This window comes from Rhodopirellula bahusiensis, from assembly GCF_002727185.1.
GTDB lineage: Bacteria > Planctomycetota > Planctomycetia > Pirellulales > Pirellulaceae > Rhodopirellula > Rhodopirellula bahusiensis.
On record NZ_NIZW01000002.1, the window covers coordinates 144,366 to 166,590 of the forward strand.

A 22,225-nucleotide genomic window follows, 5' to 3' on the forward strand; every position below is an offset into this window, starting at 1 on the left:
GTTGGTGGAAACACCAAGCAGGAATCGCCGCCGAGATCTGTCGGTGACGACTTCGTGCAACGTCGTGTTTGGGTGGGGAGGGGGCGGGAGAGAACAGGCCGTGAATCTGCGGATGATTTTACGACGAACTCCAATTGAAACGTATTCTTACCCGATCCAAAATTCAACGCTTGTTCGGCGGATTGGAGCACTTTGCGCACGTCCGACCGGGGATTCATGTCGCATTGATCCTATGAAACGGTTCAGAAGCCGCGTTCAATGCGAAGGCTATAGAGTGGCGGGTTTCTTGAAGCGATTTGTTGGGTGTCTCAATTGGTCTATGGAGACGACACGCTCATCGTGCCATCTGGGCTCGGCACACGTCCATGATGCTGTCTTCGTCTTGCAGATGGCTGACGTGGATGCGTTCGGCCAACAGCGGACCGGCCATGCGAGAGTATCGATCGATGTCGAGTGTGTTGATCACGACGGCGATCGCCCAACCGCGACGAGACAGTCCGACCAAGGCCGCGATGTCGGCTTCGGTGGCTTGTTGCAACATCACCAACATGGTTGTCTCGCTGGAAAGTTGCGACTCGGTTTCGACCAGGAACTCGGCCAGCGTCAAACCATCGGTTCGTTCCAGTCGAGCTAGCGTGCGGAACATCTCTTTCAGGTGAACCGGTCCGCGATCAACATCCACGAGCACCGGTCGCAATCGCTCATTAAGTTGTTTGAGCGAGGCTGCTTTCACGGATGCATCACGTACGCGATGGTCGCCGCGAAAGCCCTCGGTGCGGATCCGGTCCGCTGCGTCGCGTCCGTTGGTGGCCAATCCAAAGGGTTCGCCAGCGTCGTGCAGTGCCGCGGCGATGGAAGCCGCGGTGGTGATCGTCAGATCGCTTCGCAGTGGTTCGTGTTGATCGGGATTGGTATCGACATGCAAGTCCAGAATGATCGTCGCACCGGCGACCGAGGAGGGCTCGTAGACTTTGCTGTGCAGGATCCCGGTTCGAGCGGTCGCGGCCCAATGAACGCTACGCAGAGGATCGCCGATCTGCCATTGCCGGATACCTCGCAGTCGCGTGGGATCGGTCATGGAAGAGGCTCGGATTTTAATTTCACCGATCGGGCGACGCGAACCGATTTCGTAAGTCGACAGCAGTTGGACTTTCGGAAGCACGGTCACGAACATCGGTCGAGCTCCCAATCGATAACGGCGAAACATGCCGACGGGGTCGCCGGTTTCCAGAACCGTTGGACCGATTTGAAAGTAGCCTCGACGGTGGCAACGTACCGAGTATTCGATTCGTTTGGTCTGGCCGGGCAACAACGCCATGACAGCCAAACGGGCGCCTTCGATGGGGAGCGGCGTGGTGCGTGGATCGATTGCCATGCCGTCGGCTTGGCGGGCTTGTTGTGTGGCGGCGCGAGGGATCAGGTCTTCGGCCAGGACCCAGGCAACGGGCAGTTTGCCTTGGTTGGTGACTTCGACCGTGACCGGAACCAGTGATCCAATCACGACCTCGAGGTCACGGCCTTCTTCGGGTGAGTCCAAGCGAACGGCAACGACTCCCGCGGACCACTGGGTGGCGACCCAGTTGCCGATTGCGACGACCGCGGCCACGGTGATCGCGGCGGTCATCCACAACCCAGCACCGGCGACCATACCCAGAATGACAACGATCGCGCACACGACGATGATTGTCAGCCAACGCGAAGGAGCGGGCGGATCGGATGGCGATTCCGATGCGTTGCCGTTGTCCGTCATGATGAGATTGTGGGCACCGCGATTTCACTGAGGATTTCCTCGAGCACCTTTTCCGTGGTCAGCTTCCGAAGTCGACTTTCCGGTCGCAGGATCAAACGGTGGTTCATCACGGGAGCGATGATTTTCTTGACGTCGTCGGGGGTCACAAACGTTCGGCCGCGAATGGCCGCCATCGCTTGACTGCATCGGAACAAGGCGATCGTCGCGCGAGGGCTGCCTCCGAGAGCCAAGTTTTCGTTGTGCCGAGTTTGGTGAACGATTTGAAGCAGATAGTGGCGGACTCGCGGGTCGACGTGAACGGATCGAATCGCTTGTTGAGCCGCGACCAATTGTTCGGCGGTTGCGACCGCGGACATCGAATCAACCGGATGTTTGAACTGCAGCAAATCCAGCATCCGCAGCTCTTCTTCGATGGATGGGTAACCCAACGAGAAACGCATGAGGAAACGGTCGAGTTGGGCTTCGGGCAGCGGGAAGGTGCCTTCGTGATCGACGGGGTTTTGAGTGGCGATGACGAGGAACGGAGGATTTAGCGTGTAGGATTTCCCGTCGACCGTGACGCGGGCTTCCGCCATCGCTTCGAGCAACGAGGCCTGGGTTCGCGGCGTGGCTCGGTTGATTTCATCGGCGAGCAGAATCTGCGTGAACACCGGGCCGGGGCGGAATTCAAACTCGGAGTTTTTCTGGTTGAAGATCGATGTGCCGGTGACATCGGTGGGTAACAAATCGGGAGTGCACTGGACTCGTTTGAAGTGACAACCGAGGCTTTTCGCGAGGGCTCGGGCGAGCATCGTTTTGGCCACACCGGGAACGTCTTCGAGAAGAATGTGTCCTCCGCTGAGCCAAGCGACCATCGAAAGGACGAGCTGTTTGCGTTTGCCCACGATCGCATTTTCGACGTTGCCGATGACGCGTTTGGAAAGTTCCGCGACGGCCGAAACATCAGCGGGAGCGTTGTTCGCCGATTTCGGAGCGGACGTTTTCGAGGCGGTTGGCGGTTGAGGGCTGGCGTCGCCACGAGGAGCGGCTGGCGGGGTCGCTTTGGAATTCAAGGGCAAACGCTCCGGTGACGGATGACTCCGATTGAAAAGGTTGCGTGGCGGAACGGAGCCGCGACGCGATGTATCATGATAGCCGGGAATTTCGATCGCCGTGACGGTTTGCTGGGTTGCGAAACGGTCGGTGAATCAGGTGGGCCTCCGGCAGGGTTGATTCTCCGAAAGAATTGGTTGGGCCGGATGGGTGGATCGTGCGGAAAAAACTCTCTTGCGGGGCGAGCAACCCAAAACCGAGCCTGTGACGTATAATGAAGGGATTCACAATTGAACGTGAATCAAAACTCATTTTCTGTTTGCGGGGGTGTGAATGAGCCATGGTCGACGCTGGCATGATCCCAACAGTCTTGGTGACCGACGACGACGCCGATTTTCGCGGCGTGGTTTGCGAGGCTCTTGTGCGCCGTGGCGTGAAGACGGAACAGGCCGCTGACGGCGACGAGGCTCTGCGTGTCATTGAAAAGACCGCGATTCACATGGTGTTGCTCGACGTGCACATGCCGCGAGTGACGGGACTGGACGTGATGCGGATTCTTTCGCAACGTCCCAATGCAATGCCATATGTTTTGATGAGCGCTTTGATGGATGAAGCTATCGAGCGTGAAGCGGCCCGAATGCGAGCGTACAAAATTCTTCGTAAGCCGGTTCGTTTAGGCAAGCTTCGGGAAATCGTGTGCGGCGGTCTGACCGAGACTTATGGTTGGCTTCCACCGGAATGACGGACGGTGGCAGCGACGTCGAACAAACCTCGTCGTCCAAGTTGCATCGAGCGTTGGTGAATCCGTATGCGACGTCGATGCGGTTGGATGGAACGGACCCCAATCCGGCGACCAATTCCGATCAAGTTGGAATTTATCTCGCTTTCGATGGCGAAATCACTTCGGATGACATTCGGCGATTGATACCACAACGCGGATTGGGGTTTCTATTGGCGGTGTTGATGTGGGGATTTCTTATTCCTGCGTTTGTAATTGGTGGGACTGTCGTCTCGATCAATGCGGTGCGGAATGGTTTTGATTCCGAGACATTTACCAAGCTTGTCTGCTGTTTTGGAGTCGCGAGTGGATTCGCTCTCGCTACGCAGTATGTCAGTCCTGGCAGACGGATGCGTCGTGCGTTGAAGCAACGCCCCGATTTGGTCGGGCGTGCCGTCGGCCGATTCGTTGCCAATGGTTTGTTGTTCAACGACGGCGAACGAACCCACTACTTGAACGCGGACTACTGCAGACGGGCTGAGTTGAACCGTCACGGTGTAAAAGTTCCGTTGTTGGAGGGAGGTCCATACGTCCAGCTTTATTTGGCCAAGCGGTTGTTCGATCGGTTCGAGTCATCTGTGTGGAAACAGCTTGAATCCGTCTGGCGCGAACATGATGCGTCGCAGTTGGATCTGGACGCTGTCATGGAATCCAATTGCAAGCAGTTAGGAGTCCGCCCGGATTCGGCCGTTACATTCGACGGGCAAGTCACGCTTCAGATGCCGGTGGACCATGGAGCGGTGCGTGGAATCATGTATCGCAACGGTGGACTGGTGGTTACTTACGGAGTCGGGATGTCGGTCGCCTGGCATTTCGGTTTCACCGTGTTGGCGGTCGGATCATTGCTGTTGATGCTCGGCACGTTGCGATACTTTTACAACAGTTGGCGTTGGATGGCGGTTCCGTCTCAGGAATTTTCGTGGCGCCAGCGTGGATGGATCAGCGAAGATGAAGTTGTCAGCGTCAATGAAACGAATGGCATCCGTCTGTTTCGCAGCGAGTACCTGAGAACCGAATGGATTGACGAGAAACTGGTTTGGCATCTAGGAAACAATCGAGCGATGTATTTTTCTCGCGAACACTTTGAAAGCGATGGAGACTGGAACTGGATTTGTGAAACCAGTTCGCTCGAGTCAGCGTCCGCGTCCGAATGACAGGATGGTTTCGACCATCGTTTCCACACACTGATCGATGTCCGGAGCCGAATTGGCCTCGAAGGATCCGAGGCCGCGAATTTCGGAGAACGATCGCAGCCAGGTTTCTTGTCGTCGAGCCAATCGCCGGGTGTGAAAGACGACTTGTTCCGCCGCGGTCTCCGGGGTGTCGCCCGCTGCGATCGCTTCGATGATCTCGCGGTAGCCAACCGCTTGGCGTGATGTCTTGGAGAGCGGTTGATCGAGAGCCAATAGGCCTTGCACCTCGGCAACCAAACCTTCCGCGAACATCTCGTCGACGCGTGTTTCGATTCGTTGATGCAGAATCGGACGAGGCACACGAAGTGCAAAGACCAAACCGTCGTCGCTGGAACGTGCGGAGTCGAACTGCAGTTGGCGATGGCTGATCGGTGTTCCGGTCGCACGAGCGAACTCGAGTGCCCGAATCATTCGCCGTGAGTCGCCCGCATCGATCTTTGCCGCCGACAACGGATCGACTTGTTGCAATCGTTCTCGGAGTGCGCTAATTCCATGTTGACGCAGATCTTCTTCGACTGCGTTTCGAAACGCTTCGTCGGCAGGCGGGCCAGCATCGAACCCACGCAGAACGCCTTTCAAGTACATCGGCGTGCCACCGACAAACATGGGAAGTTTTCCCCGTTTCAGAATGTCTTGGATGCGCGCGTGAGCGGATTGCAGATATTCGGCGACGCTGAACTCATCCCAGGGATCGACCAAATCGATCAAATGGTGGGGGGCTCGGGTTAGTTGTTCGGGGGTGGGCTTCGCCGAGCCGATGTCCATGCCGCGGTAGACCGCGATGGCGTCGAGCGAAAGGATTTCAATTTCTTGCCGGCCTTTCGTTTTGGATGCCAAAGTTTCCGCGACCCGCAGGGCCAGTTCTGTTTTGCCCGAAGCGGTCGGACCGGTCAGAACGATCACGTCATCGAACAATGGGGCAAAGGGCTGGGATCGCGTGTCAGGTTGCATCTCGAAAGTCAGCTGATGTGGTAAACTGGATTGTTCACAAGAGACCGTGATCCAGGAAAGGGGGCAACCCGAGTGGGCATGACTTACTTTCGCCGTTACCGCATGGAGATGAATCTGCGCGAGTGGAGCGGTTCTTGGGACGCACCTGATTTAGCCGCTCGCGGTTACGAATGGGTGGCGTTTGAAGAAGGATTGGTCCGCGAACATGCGGCGGCCAAATTTCAGTCCTTCCGCAGCGAAATGGACGCGGATGTGTTTCCTTGTCTTGGACGCCGCGACGGTTGCCTGAGATTGATGCGAGAAATTTCCAGTCGTGCCGCGTTTGTTCCGGAGGCGACTTGGTTGATTCGTTATCGAGATCGTCCGGGAGGCCGACCGATTCCTGTGGGCACCATCCAAGGGTTGGATCTGGATGAGTGGGGCGCGGTGCAAAACTTGGGCGTCGTCCCGGAACACCGCGGCAATGGCTTGGGCCGTTTGCTGATGATGCGATCCGCATCGGGGTTCAAATCCGCGGGGCTGAAACGCATGCACCTGGAAGTCACGACCGCAAACACGCATGCGGTTCGACTGTACGAGCGAATTGGATTCCGCCAAGCAAAAGTGGTCTACAAAGCTTGCGAAGTCGCAGGCGTTTGAATCGAGTTTTCCCGCGAACGATTGCTTTAGGCGTCAAATAGCATCCGACGGATTTCGCCTAGCCAGCCATGGTGATGGCGACGCAGTCGAACTGATTGCTTGGCCTTTGCAACGGCAGCATCGAAGTGTGATGGCGACAGAAACATTTCGGCGGTGTGAGGCAACTCGGCAGCGGTCGCCAACCGGTCGATCAAGCCTCGGTGGTAGATCGACAGACCGTGTGCTCGGCAAAGGTCCATCGTCAGTGCGTCGCTGGTTGGGACTTCCGGTTCGCGTGTTCGGTAGTACCAGGTCACACCGCCGGCAATCGCTGTCAAGGCGAGCACGACGCCGACGATCACGATCATCGGGATCGATGAATCTTCCGACACGACTTGGTATTGCGGAGCCAAGTCGGTCATGCGCGTGACATTCATCAGCGGCAGTGAATGGCTGATGTCGGAGTCGGCGAAGAAAGGAGTGACCTGCGTGAGATCCATGTTAGCGGGTGAGATCATACCGTCAGTCCTCGTTCTTCCATTGCCGCAACCGCTGCATCGCGGAGTGACCCATTTTGGATGGTGCAAAGTTCTCGCAACACAGCTTCGGATTGAGATCCGGTTCCGCGTGCCAGTGCTTGGGCGGTCCGAAGTTTTGCCGATTGGTGGTCTGTCTGAGCAATTTGTCGAAGCGGATCGATCATCAAATCAATCAAGCCAAGAGACTCAGCGAACGCGATTGCATCCAGTCGGTTCTGCATGACCGCATGGCGAAGTCCCTGGCGAATCATGTCCAGAGTGCTAGCGTCAGTTTGCATCAGGACACGACCAAGTTGCTGCCCAACCTCAAGTGAAAGTTCCGCGAAAACGGGGAGCACCTCGGCGGTGTTCAGATGAGCAAGCAGTGCTTGAGCCGCATGGGCGAGCGGTTTGGACTCGTGATCGGAAAGGTCGATCAATTTGTCGAGCAATTTGATTGGCCGATCGAGTCCGGCGTCTTGCTGGACGTTGTCGGATGGGTTGGTGTTCTCATTCAGGGCCGCTCGATGCTCGACCGAATCTTCTAGAACCGTGACCCAGTCGGCCAATTGTGGCGCTTCGATGCGTTTCAAACACAGTTCCGCGGCATGGGTCGCGTTGAGGCCGTCTCGTTCCAGCATGGCGAAGACCATGTGAATGGATTCGGTTTCGTGTGGCATCGCGATGGAGTAGGCGTTGCACATCGCCGCGTCGCGATCACTGCCGAGTGATCGCATGAACGACTCGCCGCCACGCAAGCAATCGGGCAATCCGTACTCGCGTAAATTGATCGTGGTGACCGGTGTGGGAGCGTCCCCGATGGTCTCGAGCAAGGTCTCACAGAATTTTGCATCGTGGCGACGCAACAACAATCCGATCACCGGCCCGGGGATCTTTCGACGTCGTATGAAGCCCGCCAAAAGTTGCAGAACCGATTGATGTTCACTGGTTCGCATCCGACGCAGGAGTGTTTCTTGCGTGGGCGATTCATCACCCATCAAACGCTGCAGTAGCGCATCGTTCCAATCTGATATGACCAGAAACGCATCCAGTAGATCGTTGTTTCGGTGAGCGTTGTATCTCTCGACGGAGGCTCCCAGACGCTCCGCGATTGATTGCCTGAATCGTTCCGCCTCAGGATCCATTCGCTCGCTATTGTTCCGGTGTCGGATCGTTTTGGACAGCGGACTTGCGAGTGACAAGGTGACTTCGCCCGAAGCGGCACGGATGAGCGAATCGTCATGGTTTTGTGCCAGGTCGATCAATGTAGCCAAGGCGGAAGTTTGGTTGAGGCAATCGACCATGTCGATCAGTCGCAATCCAATCGCCTGGTTCCATCCGCCTTTGGCAAGCTGCTTGGAGACAGCGGTGCCCAGGTAGCCGGCATCAACTTGGCCAGTGGATGTGGTCAGCACCGAGAGCAAGTCGTCGTGATACTTCTCGAAACGATTGATCAGCCAATTGAGCGACTTCACGTCCTTGCGACGCGCGAGAGCTCGCAGGCAACTTTGACGACTCGACGGGTCGTTGCTGGTCGCACCATGCCTCAGCACTTCTCCGGCACTAGGAGACGGGTGTGTCGTGAGTATTTCGAAGGTGACGCCCAGGGAAGTCATGACTCAAGTGGCCGGAAAGGGTTTGCGTGAGACCTGGGCGTCGTCTCGCGATTGAAATTCAACGCGTTTAGGAGTGATTTACAAAACGCGTGCCGAGTGAGTTTGGTGTCACCGCCGGCGCGTGCTTGGTCGCTCTCATCTCTCGAGACTGTGCCCAGACAAAAGTACCCCTTGGTTGGCAAGTGTCGGTCAAAGGGTTCCGAAAAAAGAACCCGTCACAGATTCATGGCCGGCACAATCGGATCATTGTTCGCAACAGGTGCGTGGAAACGCTCTGCAGATGCGTTCAGTTGGGATTGTTCGGAAGATGCGAATCGTGCAGCCATGAGTTGGCCGGCTTAGAACCTCGCCTGGCGCTGCTGCAGGTACTCGGTGAGCGCTCGATCAAACGGCATGCTGGTGTCCAGCGGGACGTAATCGATTCGCAGTGCCGAGCACCCTTGCGAGTACGTTTCGCGAAAGGCGGCGATTTGATCGAGGTATTCGGCTCGGAATCCCGTCGCGTCAACCGTGACCAGCTCACCAGTTTCAGGGTCCTCGAATTCCACGGGACCGTCGTAGGGAAAGCGTACTTCGGCGTCGTCGAGCACATGAAAGACGATCACATCGTGGCCGCCGTGTCGTAGTCGGGCCAGGGCCGCGAGCGTTTCCTCGGGATCGCCCAGCAAGTCGGAGAAGAGCATCACGAGGCTGTGTTGCTTCAGCATGGCGGCAACCTGAACCAAGCAATTTGGCAGTTCGGTTGTGCCTTCCGGAGTCATCCCGGACAGGGCCGCCAGAACGTCTCCGAGATGTCCACGGCGACTTCGGGCGGGCAAGATTGCTCGCAATTTATCGTCGAAGGTGAGCAATCCCACTGGGTCTTTTTGCAGCGACATCAGATACGTCAGCGCCGCAGCCAAGCACGTTGAGTATTCGAACTTTGTCATCGAGGTTCCCTGACGGAAACCCATCGATTTCGAAAGGTCCATCAACAAGAAACCGTTCAGGTTGGTTTCCGCTTCGAACCGCTTGATATAGTGCTTGTCCGTTTTCGCGTAGACCAGCCAATCGATCAACTTTGGATCATCGCCACGTGCGTAACGACGGTGATCGCTGAATTGAACCGAAAAACCTTGCAGCGGGCTGCTGTGCAAACCTTGCAAGAATCCGCGCACGACCATGCGAGCCTTCAAATCGAGTCGCTTGATCTGCTGCAACGTTTCCGGCGAAAGAGTCGATGTCATGCGGTGATGCCAAATCTTTCGCGACGAACCAAGGCTCCATCGACCAACTCAAAGCGTTCGTTCATTTCGTCGGCGAGCGACAACGAGTGCGTGACCGTCACCAAAACCGTGTTCTGTTCGGATTGCAAACGCAGCAACAACTCCGTGATCGTTTTCGCGGTCTTGGAATCCAGATTGCCGGTTGGTTCGTCAGCGAGAACGACCGCTGGTTGCATCAACAATGCTCGTGCGATTGCGACCCGCTCGCGTTCGCCACCAGACAATTCGCGAGGCAAATGGGTGGCTCGGTGTGATAAACCCACCGCGTCGATCAATTCGCTTGCTCGTGAGAGATCGTCGCCGGTTGGTTTTCCATTCGCCAAGGCGGGGATGAGAACGTTTTCCGTCACGGACAGCTGAGGCAGCAGATGATGGTCTTGGAAGATGAACCCAATCGTTTGATTTCGGTAGGCGGCTCGCTCGCGTGCATCGAGAGCAAACGGATCTTGGCCGTTAATTTGGACGGAACCAGAGTCTGGTTCGTCGAGGGTTCCAAGAATTTGTAGCAGCGTTGTCTTGCCACTTCCGCTTGGACCAACAATCGCGGCAGATTGTCCGGGGGAAAGCTCGAGGTTGACGCCTCGCAAGACGGACAGCGGTTCGCCCGCGGTGGGATACGATTTCGACAGCTCGGAAACAACCAACACGTCCGTGGACTCCGTTTTAACGACTGGGATGCAACCGACTCAGTCTAACAGTCTTCCGCATGACCGTCTCGATGCGAACGAGGCGGCCTGAAATGCTCTTCAGTTGTGGTGCGGTCTTCGGTTGAAGTGAAGCTTGAATCGACTACTGCTGATGCGGTTCTTTGCTATCGGGCTGTTGATTTAGTCGTATACCGAATGACAGCAATTAGCCGATGCGCGTTGGCCCCGGTTGGCGTCTGATCAACCGCCGCTAACGCGGAACGGCTCATTCAATCAACAGCCCGTTATGGAACACATGGGACGACTAGACCGTGCCGCATCGTCAGATCAAACCTAAGCCGATGAATTGCGGGCTGGTGGAGCAGATTGAAACTGAGTGAGAAGTACCGCCAATCCGTGGCGACAGTTCGCTTGAAATTTGGGCGTTGCCGCAATTTTTTTAAACAAAAATGCGAATTTGCCGCGCGGGCTGGATGTTTCGAAAGAAGCGTGGGCCGCTCGTCCAGCAAACGAAATGCAAAAACTGACCAAGAAATTAAGATTTTGCGTTCTATAGAGGGTGATTTGCGGCACATAGAGACTCGCTTTATGTCGGTTTGCAGGGCGTTATTCGGAGCCGGTTTTCTCGTGTGCGCATTTCCAAGCGAATGGTTTGCAAACGGTGTGATCGCGAAATCGAGGTTTTGGGCGGCGGAATGATGGTTGCGTGACATCGGGGCGTCCAAAGGGTCGAGTTCGCTCGATGCCCTCCTACCAAATCCCTGTCTTATCGAGAGTCCGATGTTGATGTATCCGACTATGTCATCGCGTTCCCACGTTTGTCCGGACGGCGCCGATCATACGATTCGCACACGACGTGGTTTCACCTTGGTTGAACTGCTGGTCGTCATTGCGATCATCGGAGTGATGGTTGGGTTGTTGCTGCCTGCTGTGCAGTCTGCTCGTGAGGCCGCTCGCCGGATGAGCTGCAGCAACAACATGAAGCAGATCGGATTGGCGCTGCACAACTACCACTCGACGTTCAAGTCGTTTCCCGCGTCTGGCCGCGCGGAGGACTACACGGCGAATGGTTGGTCCCGGAAGTCATCTTGGTTCATTGCCATTTTGCCTCAGTTGGAACAGTCAGCGATCTACGATGGAATTGACTTCTCCGCGTCATCTTTCGATGCAATCAATGCGGATTGGGCGGCTCCCGTGGTCCACTGGGAAGAAATGGATCGAGCACGGGTGCCAGGATTTTGGTGCCCATCGAGTGTGCTCGCGAAAACCAATATCTATCCGACCAACAGTGGCACGCAGGCTTTGGGTGCACCCGCCAATATCGAAGTGCAAATTCCTGACTACGCTGGCAACAGCGGCAGCAACTTTCGCGGCGGAACGATTGAAGATCATCCGACCGCGGTTTGGGATTGGGGCGGTGTCCATGCGGACAATGGTTTCTTCGGTATGACGATGCGTTTCGATACGCCTTGGCCGGGGACGCTCACCAAGTTTGCCTCGCTGTTGGACGGAACTTCGCACACGATCGCGGTGGGCGAGCAAGGTGGCGTTCACGACGGTTTCAATGATCACCGAGCCGGAGCCGTGCTCGGTGGAATGTGGTCTTGTGGAACCGCGACGGCGTCTAGCAACAAAAACAATTATGTCGTGACTCGATATCCGATCAATTACTCCGGCGACGATTGGCCGTCTTGGGGTGGACTGAATTACGACGGTGGTTGGCAAAAGAACGGCATGGAAACGGCCTTCAATAACACTGCCTTTCGATCGCAGCACGCCGGTGGGGCTCAGTTCGTGCTGGCCGACGGGTCCGTTCAGTTCATTACCGATAGCATTCAGTTCGAAGTCTACACGGCGTTGATGGATCGTGCGGACCGTTCCGGCATGGAGGAACTCGAGTGATGACGATCAAACAAATGACCTCGATTGAGACGCCGAATATGCGAAAACGGTTCTTTCTGCTCGGCCCAAGCATGCTGCTGGTTGGCTTGATGGCAGCGGTGTCGGGATGCGGGCCATCGGGTCCTGAGACGGGTGAAGTCACGGGGGTGGTCAGCATGGACGGGGATCCCGTCCCGGGTGCCTCGATCACCTTTTATCCTGTTTCGGGTCGACAGTCTTTCGGGAAGTCAGACCAGGAAGGACGCTACACGTTGGAGTACAGCAAGGACATGCCAGGTGCGGTCACGGGGCAGCACCGCGTGAAGATCATGACCGGAGGAATGGGGGCACCCAGTATGCCGAGCGGTCCGGCTGAAAGTCCCAGCAAGTCTCGTCCACGTTCAGGTGGCATGGCCCCGCCGACTGAAGTCACGCTGTCCGAGATGGTCACCGTTGAGTCTGGCACCAACGAAATCAACCTGACGATTCTTCCGAAGTAGCTGGCTGACTCGCATTCCGCGAAACCATTCGTTCCCATCTGTTTATGATGGGCCGCATGAATGCAAACCCTTCCATTGATCCCGCCGAAGACCAGCCGACTCAATCAACGGTGAAACCTCGTTCGTGCTGTTCGGGCATCGTCGTTGCGCTCGCCGTCCCGGCTGCACTCGTGTTGTTGCTGGTTGTCGTGACGTGGATGCAACAGGGTTTTGTTGCTGGGATGAGGTGCGGAACCGATTTGATTCAGCCGGTCGGTTTGGTTTGGCTGGGGTTGCTTGCTTTGACCGCATTCGCTTTTTCGCAGTGGCGTCGAGGGTTTCACTCGGTGGTCAAACCGATCGCGTGGTTCACTTGCTTTTTGGTTTGGGGGATCGTCGCCAATGGTGACTTTGCGAATTGGATGAGCGGGCAGGTCGAAAGCCCGCTACGATCCGAACCTCACCCCGCGTTGGAACAACGCAAGTTGGAACGACCGTTGGATGCCGTGGTTGTGTTGGGCGGCGGTTCATCTGCGATCACAGCCGGTTTCTATGAACTGGGACGAGATGGCGAACGGGTGATTTCAGCGGCTCAGGCATATCACGCCGGTGCTACGCGAATGATTATCGTCACGGGATCTTCCACGGACGGATACGAGCCGCCCTGGAAACAGTCGACTCAGTTACTGTTGTCGTTGGGTGTGCCAGAGGCAGCGATCGTTCGAATCGAGGGAGTCAACACGCGAGCGGAAATGCAGTCGCTGAGAGAGTTGATGGACTCGCCGCCAGCTGAATTTGGATCGCTTGGGCGGACCGACGAGGAGCAATCGGGTGAACTCCAAGTGGGATTGATCACCAGTGCGTTTCATATGCCACGTGCGCTGCGGTTGGCGAAAGCATCCTCGCTTGAGCTGATCCCGCTGCCGTGTGCCTTTCGAGCCGAAAACAATGATCGGCCTTGGGTTGCATCGTCGCTGGTTCCGAGAGCAGAGAACCTCGATACCGTCGCGAAAATGTTCAAGGAAACGATCGCGAAAATGGTGGGGCAGTGAGCCGCGGGGTGATAAGTCGCGGGGATCGGGTCTGCTGAACGTTAGAGTTTGAGTTCACTCAACTTGGGTTCGAGAGCGGCCTTCCATTTTTTGTAGCCAGCGTCGTTGGGGTGCAGCAGGTCGGGGAACTCTTCCACCGTGGCGTCGCCTGATTCGTTCGCGAAAGGTGTCCAGGTGTCGACCAGATGAACCGTTTCGTGTTCGCTGGCGATCTCCGTCAGCAATTCGTTCAGGCGTTTGATTTTGGCCGCGGGACGAGACTTGGTTTCGCTGCTGGGCATCACCAGGCAAAGCACGATCGGCATCTCTGAATCGCTAGATTGCAAGTCTTTGATGATCAACTGAACGTTGGAGGCAATGACTTTCGGCGTGGCGTGTTCTTCCAAATCGTTGGTGCCCATCAGCATGACCACCGCTTTAGGATCCAGATCCAGCACGTCTTCTTGCAGCCGGTACAACATCCCGCGAGTTGTATCTCCGCTGATACCACGGTTTGCGACTTTTCGGTTAGCGAATGCTCCGCGAAAATCGTCGCCCCAGCCTTGGGTGATGGAGTCGCCAAGAAACACAATCGCGTTTTGATCTTGTTGCTTGCGTGAATCGAAGGTGGATCGGCGACGCTGCCACACTTGCTTCATCCAATCGTACCGACGAACTGGACCTTTCCCGGCCATCGAGTCGTCGGTCTCGGGAATCAAAAACTGTTTTTCGACCGTTGCGGAAGAGTCCTGCGCGGTCGCCGGCATGCCCAGGCATAGCAATGCAGCTTGCGAACCCAGCAAAGCACAAAGAAGAAGGAGGCGCAGAGGGCGAAGTTGGTTCATCGGGGCAAACTCACGGTGTGGAACGGGGCGGGACCGCATTAGTTTATCATGGAAGATGTCGGACAATGATGTCGCAATCCAATTGAAAATGGAGGAGCCTGTGCCGAGACCCAAGTTGACATTGGTATCTATGAGCGGGTTGCGCGTTGGACACGAGGAGTTGCTTCAGCGTGGATTGAAGCTGCCTGGTTTGGCACGACGTGCATCGGCACTTGCCCAACTGCCTCCGCTTGGGTTGTTGACCATCGCTGCGATGGTACCTGAGAGTTGGGACATCGAGCTTGTTTTGGATGACGGTGCGAGTGATGAAGATGCCGTGGCGGAACAGATCTTGACCGGGATCTCTTCGCCGATTCAGCCGAGGGTCGTTGCGTTCTCCGCGCTGACACCGTCGGCGGATCGAGCCGCGCGGATCAGTGAGCGTCTTCGACCTCACAAAGTGCTCACGGTAATTGGCGGGTTGCATGCAACGGCGGCTCCCCAACATTGCCAGCCCTCCTTTGATGCGGTGGTTCGAGGCGACGGCGAAAGCACGTTTGCGAAGTTGCTGGCGGATGTTGCCGGAGGAACCTTGGCATCGTCCTATCAAGCCGATGGATCGTTTTCGCTTTCGAATTCGCCGCTGCCACGTTGGGGTTTATTGGGCGATCATTCGCCGCCACGCTACACGATTCAATCGATGCGAGGTTGCCCGTGGGCGTGTTCGTTTTGCGCGGCGAGTCGAATGCTAGGACCCGCGAGAGTCAAGCCGGACGAACGATTTGACGCGGAGTTGCGTGCGATTGCGAGCCGACAATCTCGGCCGTGGATTGAGTTGGCGGACGACAACACTTTCGCGAGCGGACGTGACCATGGACCCATGCTCGAATCGTTGCGGCGACACGGGGCACGTTGGTTCACCGAGTCAGATTGGCGAATTGCAAAACAACCAAAACTGCTGCGACAAATCGCTGAGAGCGGTTGCCGACAGATTTTGATTGGATTGGAATCAAGCGTGTTTCGGTATCCTGGCATGGGAGCCAAAAATGCCGATTGGCAGCGCATGCTGGAGGCCGTGGATGCGATCCAAGAGGCGGGCATCGTGGTCAATGGTTGTCTGATCGTTGGAGCGGATGGCGAGACATCGGAGTCCATTGAAAAGCTGGGGGACTTTTTGGAAGAAGCCCCGATGGGAGAGATTCAGTTGACACTGCAGACACCGTTTCCAGGAACCAGTCTTTACGAATCGTTGTTGCGAACGAATCGCTTGCTTCCCGGCAACTTCTCTCGATACACGTTGTTCGACGTGGTGTATGAGCCTGACCAGATGACGGCCGAGCAATTGCAAAACGAGTTCAACAACTTGGTAGAACGAGCCTTCCGGACCGAGGCTCAGTCGCGACGCGATTCCATTCAAAAACAGATTCGATCCTCCCGACGCAACGCCGGAAAACAAGCATGAGTGATGTCGCGAACAATGATCCGATGACGCTGCGATTCCGCGATCCCTTGCTGTTTTTGTTCGGGGTGGAATCGTCGATTCGGCGTGTGCTGCGATGTCGTTGGTCGATCCTGCTAGGGGGGGCGTTGGTTGCGACCGCATCGATGGCACGCGAATACGATGCGGTCAGTTGGTTGGATGCACCTCTGGATTTGCTCGGTCCATTTGCTGCGTCGCTAGTGATTTCCATGGTGTTGTTTTTCGTCGTGCAGATTTGTCTGGCAATGACAGGGTACAAGCGAGATCCCAGGAGCAACCCGCTTCGTGACTACCGAATCTTTCTGATTGGATACTGGATGACCGCGCCATTGGCCTGGTTTTATGCGGTTCCGATTGAGGTGATGGCGGATGAAGTCACATCGTTGCGTTTTAACCTGACCATGCTGTCGATCGTTTCGATCTGGCGAGTGCTGTTGTTCAGCCGTGTGATCGCAGTTCAGTTTGGGCTTCGATGGTGGGCGACGTTGTCTTGGATCCTGGTTCCGTGCATGGTGATCGCGTTCTTTGCACTTCTCTCGGCACAGTTGTCGATGGTTTCGATCATGGGCGGAATTCGTCTGACACAGACTCAGCAGATTTTGTCGAACTATCAATCCGCTGTTGCTGGTGGGTGTTTCTACGGCATCATTCCCGTTTTTATCGCTGCGTTGGGATCGATTGCGATGTCGAGCAGTTCGGGGCATCGTTCGGATGAACTTGGTCCCCGCGACGTGATGATTGAGCGAGTGGTTTGGGTTTGGCCGTTGGTTCCCGCCGTGATCTTGTTGGTTGCTGCGTCTTTCTTTCAGCCGAAGCTCAGGCGTTCGGCAAAAGTTGACTCGATGTTGCGTCGTGGTGACATCAATGAAGCGATCTCGATCATGCAGGCCTCAGGGCAAGATGCATTTCCGATCGTTTGGGATCCACCACCAAAGTACCCTGATCGCGGAGAAGTTCTGCCTGAGATTTCACTCATCGTCGATGCAATCGAAGCAGCGAATGCGGACCCGTGGATCATGGATCGGTTGATGGTGCAGGCCGACGAAATCGCACTGCGGCAAGAAGGTTGGTATCAAGGAACGGCCGATCTGGAATATGTCCAGCGATATCTCAGTTTCCACGACTTGGAGACGATCGAACGCATGCTCAATACGCTCGAACAACTTCGATCGCTCGAGGTTGGAGACCAAGAAACGCGAGAGCATCGCCTCGAACTGATTCGTGTCATTGAAGCCGCTCGAGCGGGAGCGATTGAGCGGAAAGAGGCCGAGGAGAGTGAAGCCGATGTCGAGGAAACGGAGACAGCCGACGATGACCTGGATGTCGAAGCTCAGCAGGTCGACTCCGATGAACAAATCATCGAGTGAGACACCGGCGCCGAGCGTTGATACGGCTCACTCCGTCGCTTCCAACTGCTGCTTGGCATCGGTGACGATTTCCGCCGCCCAGTCTTGTTCTTCATAAAGCGTGACGATTCCTTGTAACACTTTGGCTTTGTTCTCAGGTGGCAACGTCAATGCAGTCGTGAGTCGCAATCGCAGGGCGAGTTCACGCTGGGTGTTGGCGACGAGGTCGGAAGGCTCCTCTTTCAAGCGTTCGAGTTCATCGCGAACGAGTGTTTCAAGTTGTTGCAGTTCTCTCAGTCGAAGTCGGTGCTTCAGTTTGTCGCCCGGCGAGAGAACGTAGCCCGCGGCTTCGGGATCGACCTCGATGGAATAGACGTCCAGCCAAGCTTGCAGGTGTTTCGCTGCATCGACGCTGGAAGATTCTCGCAGTGTTAGGGCCTGCAGCAGCGACTGTTCCGCCGGTGGCATCTTGAAAGAACCACCCGCAGACCGGGCACGATTTTTAAGCTGACGGTAAGTCGATTCGAGTTCAGCAGAACGTTGCCACTGAAGGACTTGTTCGGCGCGTTCATCGTCCGGATAGGCTTCCAAAAATTGAGCCATGCGAGAGGTTTCCGATCCCAAATCTCCATTCAATTCAGCCTCTTGTAACGAGGCGAACAATGTGGAGGCGGATGGGGTTTGGATGGAATAGATGAACAGCGAGAGACCGCCCAAAAGGATCAAAACCATCCCGGCGATCGACGCCCATTGCACCCAGTTTGAATCCAAGCTTTCTGCGCGGTGAAGGTCCGACAGATAGCCACCGGGCGTTTGGTTGGAATCGATGGTTTGAAAGTGAGTCTTAGCCGCTTCTTCTTTGTTCTTGGATTGAGTCGCTGAGTCGTTGGTGCTGGTCATCGCCGGATCGGTTAGCGGATCGGCGAGGTTGCTGGGATGTTCGCCCCCAATGACACGTCGACCGGTGATATGATCGCCACCGGTTTCGTTGGTTGGTAGATCAGGCGAGACCTCGCGAGAGGCATCGGTGTGATGATGTCCGCGAGTGTCGAGGTCGCCGGCCAAGTTAGGCGGCAACTCCGGTGTGAAGTCTTCGTCGCCGAGTTGAGTGCGAGACGCTTGTTCGTTCAGTGTGCGACCACGTTGCAGTCCGGCACGTGTGGCTTTCAATCGATTGAGGACCGCGAGTGCGGTTGGTGGCCGATCGGTAGGATCTTTTTCCAGCAGTTGATGCACGATCTCGACCACTTCGGCCGGGATGTCAGGATTGATCAAATCCAGGGGCACCGGTCGATCTCGTTGCAAAGCTTCGACGACTTGCGTGACTTTCTTGCCCGCGAAAGGGGCTCGTCCGGCCAGCATCGCGTACATGACGCTGCCGAGAGCGTACAGATCGGTGCGAGGCGTGATCGAATAGCTGCCGGCTTGTTCCGGCGCCATATAGTCAGCGGTCCCGAGCACCGATCCGTGCAAAGTTTGTTCGCCAAAGCCAAACAGTTTGGCGATTCCAAAGTCGACCAGTTTGACTTCGCCCGCGTCGGTCAAAATCAAGTTAGCTGGTTTGAGGTCGCGGTGGATCACGCCGATGTCGTGAGCGTGTTTCAGGGCCGCACAAACTTGTGAAGCGATGTCCAAGGTTGGCAACCAGCCCAATCGTTTGACATCGCGAATTCGTTTTTGCAGTGTCTCGCCGCGAACCAGTTCCATGGAATAGAACAGTTGCCCGGATTCTTCGCCGTAGCCAATTAGGCGGACGATACCCGGATGACGTAGTCGGCGAAGAGTTTCGATTTCCGCGTCAAAACGTCGGCGGAATCGCATGTCGTCGGCGACGTGTTGAGCGATCAGCTTCACGGCGACTTCTTCACCGGACTTTGCATGGTGAGCCCGATAGACCGACCCCATTCCGCCGCGGCCGATGACGCTATCAATCTGGTACGGCCCCAGAATTTCTGGCTCAGCCATCGAGGTCCGTCCAATCCGCTCGCGGGTCGTTGGAAACTTCCGTCGGCTCACCTTCTTCCGTGAGCGTTTGGATTTTTTGTCGCATGCTTTCGACTGATTCAGTGTCCATCAAAGGATGCAATTTGATGCGGAATGACTTTGTTTCTCCGGCACCGACATCGACCAGTCGTCCTTGTTGCTCTTCAAATCCGCGTCGATTGGGGAAACCGGTTGCGGGTTCCAGGCCGGCCACGTACCCGTCCGATTCAGCGGCAGTGTTCTTCCAAAGTACGAAAGCGGGCAGCGTGGAAGTTTTGAAGCTGACAGCGAAGCCGCGGTCTTGATCGGGCGACATCAGCATCGCGTGCGTGTAACCGGTTTCATCGGCCCGAGGGCGGCCGAAGTAAACCCGTTCGGATTGGCCGGTGGTTGGTCCATCGAACTGGTCCCAGCGATCCATTTCCTCGGCCGCGTGAGCGTCTTTGGGAGCCAATTCGTCGAGCGTTGAAACGACGCGGCTGTTTTCGCCGAGGATCGGAGCCCCGAGGTTGATGTGATAAAGCATCTGCATCGTCCGCGGCGTCGCCAGTTCGTTGGTCACGTCGTCGAGCAACTCGACTTCGGTTCGATCGGCGTGAACGCGAATTCGTGATCGCATTCGGAAACGCTTGAAAAACAGCCTTGTTTCGATGGTTTCAGCGATCAACTCGACGCGTCCGCTGGCTTCGTCGAATTCCAGTGACAAAGAATCTGCGGGTGTGTTGGCGATGTGCCCGTGCAGCGGAAACTCGAGTTTTCCGTTGGCGTCGTGTTGAGGTGCACCGTTGCTTTCCAAACCGCACCGCACGACCAGTTCATCGAAACCTGACAACCAACCCAATCCGCTGGGTTCAGAAACGGGGACATGGTTTGGATGGACTGGACCGTTGACCGGGGAATTCCAGCCAAAGCGGACTCCGTCGCACTCGATTCGCCAGATGGACATGCCGCGAGTTGGCAGCACATCCACGTGCATTCGGCTGTTTTTGAGTCGGACGATTTCGACGCCTTCGCTCACGCCACCGCGAAAGACGCCGTGACGGACCGTCCAATCGCCTACTCGAGTCGACAAATCCAAGTGCAGAGGACTGCTGGTGTCCCACTGGATGCGTAGGTCACGGTCTTCGACTTCTCGGACAACGACGGATTCGGTGGCCATGAAGGGCTTCCAATTCAATTCGAGGGTGGCGTGCGAAGCCGGGGCATTCTGGACCCAGCCTCTGAACTTGTATAGACCTTCACGTCGGCCTAAAACATGTCCTGGAAACGGTCTGGGCGCGTTCAGCGTCAATTGTGTTCCATGCTAATTATCATCCATCCTCCCCATCTCACCCGCCTCCCAACCGAGCACCCGATGAGCACCGTGAAGTTAGACGAAGGATTGATTCAGGGCGACAGCGTTTCCAGTATCCTTGATTCTGCCATGGACGCCCATGGTGGTGTACTGCGGTTGACTCCGACCTGGGTTCCGCGTTCGTTTCTGCATCCGGGACGTCGGATCAAATTGCATCCTTCGGATTATTACCGATTCGGTGCGGATCGCGGCGGGATTGACGAACGCTGGTTCGGCAGCACCACCGACGCAGCCAACGAAGGCCGAGTGTGGCACGAAGGCCAGAGTTTTTGCTTGTTCGAAGGCCAAAAATTCATGCTCAAAGATGCCGTCGCCGAACGAGGCAACGACATCGTTGGAGAAGCAATCTACTCGAAGTACAACCGCTGGCCGGTGTACTCGAAATTCTTCGACAACATGGGCCCGATTCCGCACCACATGCACCAGTCGTTTGAAGATGCGGAATTGGTCGGACAAGAAGGCAAGCCGGAAAGTTACTACTTCCCGCCTCAGCTGAACAACGTCGACAACAATTTCTCGTACACGTTCATGGGATTGGAACCTGGCACCCAACCCGAAGACGTTCGTCGTTGCTTGGAAAACTGGAACGAAGGCGACAACGGAATCTTAGATCTCAGTCGTGCGTACCGTCTGAAACGTGGTACGGGTTGGTTGATCCCACCGGGAGTCCTGCACGCGCCGGGTTCGTTGTGCACGTACGAGCCACAATGGGGCAGTGACGTGTTTGGCATGTACCAGTCGATCGTGGAAGGCCGCTATGTGCCTTGGTCATTGCTGGTCAAGGACATGCCCGAAGACAAGCACCAAGATCTCGACTTCATCGTCGGTCAATTGGACTGGGACAAGAACGTCGACACGCACTTCAAGAACAGCAATTACCTCGAGCCCGTTCGCGATGAAAAACGCAGCGGCGATGGGTACGAAGATTTGTGGATCGTTTACGGCACGGTCGATGGCGATCAATTGTTCAGCGCGAAAGAGCTGACGATTGCTCCGGGTGCCAAGTGCGTTTTGAAAGACGGTGCAGCGAGCAGCTGGATCACCGTGCAAGGCCGCGGCCGGATCGGGAACCTCGACCTGCAAACTCCCGCGATGATTCGCTTTGGTGAGAACACGACCGACGAAGTGTTCATCAGCCACGTGGCAGCCACCAACGGCGTCGAGATCGAGAACTTGGGCAGCGAACCATTGGTTGGCCTGCGTTACTTCGGCCCCAACGCTCACACCGATCTGCCCAAAGCCGGCAGCTGAGCGGATTCGTTCGATCAGAACGATCTCAATCACTTAGCGAAACGCGAGCGTCCCGAATTGGGGCGTTCGCGTTTTGCTTTGGTAGAACGCCGGTGCTTGCTAACGCATTTCCAATCGACGCATTCTCTGTCGGCTCCGTCACAACCCGCCGCGTTAGGAACCGTTCGGAATCAAGTTCGGCTTTAGCGGAGCGGCGCGAGCCGCCCGGTGTGTCACCGGAGGGCTCGC

General features: G+C 56.2%; 19 protein-coding genes. 9 read left to right on the forward strand and 10 right to left on the reverse strand.

Translation table 11 applies throughout. From position 1 onward, the window contains the following. Nucleotides 1–334 precede the first annotated feature (334 nt). Together CEE69_RS03320 and CEE69_RS03325 are read right to left on the reverse strand one after the other, a co-directional pair. Complete coding sequence (locus tag CEE69_RS03320) at nt 335–1,750, reverse strand: DUF58 domain-containing protein (protein WP_099259332.1); 1,416 nt, start codon at nt 1,748–1,750, stop codon at nt 335–337. Then, the gene (locus tag CEE69_RS03325) at nt 1,747–2,802 is read right to left on the reverse strand and encodes an AAA family ATPase (RefSeq protein WP_099259333.1); all 1,056 of its coding nucleotides are present in this window, start codon (nt 2,800–2,802) and stop codon (nt 1,747–1,749) included. Before CEE69_RS03325 ends, CEE69_RS03320 begins: the two co-directional genes overlap by 4 nt. A 320-nt stretch (nt 2,803–3,122) precedes the next feature. Between CEE69_RS03325 and CEE69_RS03335 the strand changes: the two genes are divergently transcribed. Further along, a complete protein-coding gene (locus CEE69_RS03335; protein ID WP_099259335.1) occupies nt 3,123–3,524 on the forward strand; it encodes a response regulator in 402 nt (133 codons plus the stop codon). Further along, entirely contained in the window at nt 3,506–4,714 is a 1,209-nt protein-coding gene (locus CEE69_RS03340; RefSeq protein WP_233214576.1) for a hypothetical protein, read from the forward strand. The genes CEE69_RS03335 and CEE69_RS03340 overlap by 19 nt, the downstream gene beginning before the upstream one ends. Here CEE69_RS03340 and miaA read toward each other — a convergent pair. Next, the gene (miaA, locus tag CEE69_RS03345; protein ID WP_099259337.1) at nt 4,694–5,704 is read right to left on the reverse strand and encodes a tRNA (adenosine(37)-N6)-dimethylallyltransferase MiaA; all 1,011 of its coding nucleotides are present in this window, start codon (nt 5,702–5,704) and stop codon (nt 4,694–4,696) included. The genes CEE69_RS03340 and miaA overlap by 21 nt on opposite strands. 72 nt (nt 5,705–5,776) lie before the next feature. Here miaA and CEE69_RS03350 point away from each other — a divergent pair, with 72 nt between their 5' ends. Next, complete coding sequence (locus CEE69_RS03350) at nt 5,777–6,343, forward strand: GNAT family N-acetyltransferase (protein ID WP_099259338.1); 567 nt, start codon at nt 5,777–5,779, stop codon at nt 6,341–6,343. Between the two features lie 26 nt (nt 6,344–6,369). Here CEE69_RS03350 and CEE69_RS03355 read toward each other — a convergent pair whose 3' ends face one another. The 4 genes from CEE69_RS03355 to CEE69_RS03370 form a co-directional block, all read right to left on the reverse strand. Further along, entirely contained in the window at nt 6,370–6,840 is a 471-nt protein-coding gene (locus CEE69_RS03355) for a hypothetical protein (RefSeq protein WP_099259339.1), read from the reverse strand. Continuing rightward, the gene (locus CEE69_RS03360; RefSeq protein WP_099259340.1) at nt 6,837–8,456 is read right to left on the reverse strand and encodes a hypothetical protein; all 1,620 of its coding nucleotides are present in this window, start codon (nt 8,454–8,456) and stop codon (nt 6,837–6,839) included. The genes CEE69_RS03355 and CEE69_RS03360 overlap by 4 nt, the downstream gene beginning before the upstream one ends. Before the next feature lie 338 nt (nt 8,457–8,794). Continuing rightward, on the reverse strand, nt 8,795–9,682 hold the full coding sequence (locus tag CEE69_RS03365) for a DUF58 domain-containing protein (RefSeq protein WP_099259341.1): 888 nt from the start codon (nt 9,680–9,682) through the stop codon (nt 8,795–8,797). Further along, the gene (locus CEE69_RS03370; RefSeq protein WP_099259342.1) at nt 9,679–10,368 is read right to left on the reverse strand and encodes an ABC transporter ATP-binding protein; all 690 of its coding nucleotides are present in this window, start codon (nt 10,366–10,368) and stop codon (nt 9,679–9,681) included. Before CEE69_RS03370 ends, CEE69_RS03365 begins: the two co-directional genes overlap by 4 nt. A 798-nt stretch (nt 10,369–11,166) precedes the next feature. Here CEE69_RS03370 and CEE69_RS03380 point away from each other — a divergent pair. From CEE69_RS03380 to CEE69_RS03390, 3 genes are read left to right on the forward strand one after another with little or no spacing between them, the layout of a single operon-like run. Continuing rightward, nucleotides 11,167–12,270, forward strand: a complete 1,104-nt coding sequence (locus tag CEE69_RS03380; protein WP_099259687.1) for a DUF1559 domain-containing protein — start codon at nt 11,167–11,169, stop codon at nt 12,268–12,270. After that, nucleotides 12,270–12,749, forward strand: a complete 480-nt coding sequence (locus CEE69_RS03385; RefSeq protein WP_099259344.1) for a peptidase associated/transthyretin-like domain-containing protein — start codon at nt 12,270–12,272, stop codon at nt 12,747–12,749. Before CEE69_RS03380 ends, CEE69_RS03385 begins: the two co-directional genes overlap by 1 nt. A gap of 56 nt (nt 12,750–12,805) precedes the next feature. Beyond that, nucleotides 12,806–13,780 (forward strand): YdcF family protein, encoded by a 975-nt coding sequence (locus CEE69_RS03390; protein ID WP_233214577.1) that lies wholly within the window; start codon nt 12,806–12,808, stop codon nt 13,778–13,780. A 41-nt stretch (nt 13,781–13,821) separates the two neighbouring features. Here the strand turns inward: CEE69_RS03390 and CEE69_RS03395 are convergent, their stop codons facing one another. Continuing rightward, complete coding sequence (locus CEE69_RS03395; RefSeq protein ID WP_099259346.1) at nt 13,822–14,604, reverse strand: SGNH/GDSL hydrolase family protein; 783 nt, start codon at nt 14,602–14,604, stop codon at nt 13,822–13,824. Between the two features lie 130 nt (nt 14,605–14,734). Between CEE69_RS03395 and CEE69_RS03400 the strand changes: the two genes are divergently transcribed. Beyond that, the gene (locus tag CEE69_RS03400; protein WP_233214578.1) at nt 14,735–16,045 is read left to right on the forward strand and encodes a B12-binding domain-containing radical SAM protein; all 1,311 of its coding nucleotides are present in this window, start codon (nt 14,735–14,737) and stop codon (nt 16,043–16,045) included. Beyond that, nucleotides 16,042–17,430 carry a hypothetical protein gene (locus CEE69_RS03405; RefSeq protein ID WP_099259347.1) on the forward strand — a complete coding sequence of 463 codons (1,389 nt, stop codon included), beginning with the start codon at nt 16,042–16,044 and terminating at the stop codon, nt 17,428–17,430. The genes CEE69_RS03400 and CEE69_RS03405 overlap by 4 nt, the downstream gene beginning before the upstream one ends. Nucleotides 17,431–17,457: 27 nt before the next feature. Here CEE69_RS03405 and CEE69_RS03410 read toward each other — a convergent pair whose 3' ends face one another. Further along, complete coding sequence (locus CEE69_RS03410; RefSeq protein WP_099259348.1) at nt 17,458–19,374, reverse strand: serine/threonine-protein kinase; 1,917 nt, start codon at nt 19,372–19,374, stop codon at nt 17,458–17,460. Further along, a complete protein-coding gene (locus CEE69_RS03415; protein ID WP_099259349.1) occupies nt 19,367–20,551 on the reverse strand; it encodes an aldose 1-epimerase family protein in 1,185 nt (394 codons plus the stop codon). The genes CEE69_RS03410 and CEE69_RS03415 overlap by 8 nt, the downstream gene beginning before the upstream one ends. A gap of 195 nt (nt 20,552–20,746) precedes the next feature. Here CEE69_RS03415 and CEE69_RS03420 point away from each other — a divergent pair, with 195 nt between their 5' ends. Further along, nucleotides 20,747–21,997, forward strand: a complete 1,251-nt coding sequence (locus CEE69_RS03420; RefSeq protein ID WP_099259350.1) for a cupin domain-containing protein — start codon at nt 20,747–20,749, stop codon at nt 21,995–21,997. Nucleotides 21,998–22,225: the final 228 nt, after the last annotated feature.

Excerpts from the sequence above, each read along its gene's own strand:
- CEE69_RS03410 (WP_099259348.1), bottom strand. The coding sequence starts at position 19,374 with ATGGCTGAGCCAGAAATTCTGGGGCCGTACCAGATTGATAGCGTCATC.
- CEE69_RS03400 (WP_233214578.1), top strand. The coding sequence starts at position 14,735 with ATGAGCGGGTTGCGCGTTGGACACGAGGAGTTGCTTCAGCGTGGATTG.
- CEE69_RS03320 (WP_099259332.1), bottom strand. The coding sequence starts at position 1,750 with ATGACGGACAACGGCAACGCATCGGAATCGCCATCCGATCCGCCCGCT.
- CEE69_RS03385 (WP_099259344.1), top strand. The coding sequence starts at position 12,270 with ATGACGATCAAACAAATGACCTCGATTGAGACGCCGAATATGCGAAAA.
- CEE69_RS03405 (WP_099259347.1), top strand. The coding sequence starts at position 16,042 with ATGAGTGATGTCGCGAACAATGATCCGATGACGCTGCGATTCCGCGAT.
- miaA (WP_099259337.1), bottom strand. The coding sequence starts at position 5,704 with ATGCAACCTGACACGCGATCCCAGCCCTTTGCCCCATTGTTCGATGAC.
- CEE69_RS03365 (WP_099259341.1), bottom strand. The coding sequence starts at position 9,682 with ATGACATCGACTCTTTCGCCGGAAACGTTGCAGCAGATCAAGCGACTC.
- CEE69_RS03335 (WP_099259335.1), top strand. The coding sequence starts at position 3,123 with ATGGTCGACGCTGGCATGATCCCAACAGTCTTGGTGACCGACGACGAC.
- CEE69_RS03415 (WP_099259349.1), bottom strand. The coding sequence starts at position 20,551 with ATGGCCACCGAATCCGTCGTTGTCCGAGAAGTCGAAGACCGTGACCTA.
- CEE69_RS03395 (WP_099259346.1), bottom strand. The coding sequence starts at position 14,604 with ATGAACCAACTTCGCCCTCTGCGCCTCCTTCTTCTTTGTGCTTTGCTG.
- CEE69_RS03355 (WP_099259339.1), bottom strand. The coding sequence starts at position 6,840 with ATGATCTCACCCGCTAACATGGATCTCACGCAGGTCACTCCTTTCTTC.
- CEE69_RS03420 (WP_099259350.1), top strand. The coding sequence starts at position 20,747 with ATGAGCACCGTGAAGTTAGACGAAGGATTGATTCAGGGCGACAGCGTT.
- CEE69_RS03360 (WP_099259340.1), bottom strand. The coding sequence starts at position 8,456 with ATGACTTCCCTGGGCGTCACCTTCGAAATACTCACGACACACCCGTCT.
- CEE69_RS03390 (WP_233214577.1), top strand. The coding sequence starts at position 12,806 with ATGAATGCAAACCCTTCCATTGATCCCGCCGAAGACCAGCCGACTCAA.
- CEE69_RS03380 (WP_099259687.1), top strand. The coding sequence starts at position 11,167 with ATGTCATCGCGTTCCCACGTTTGTCCGGACGGCGCCGATCATACGATT.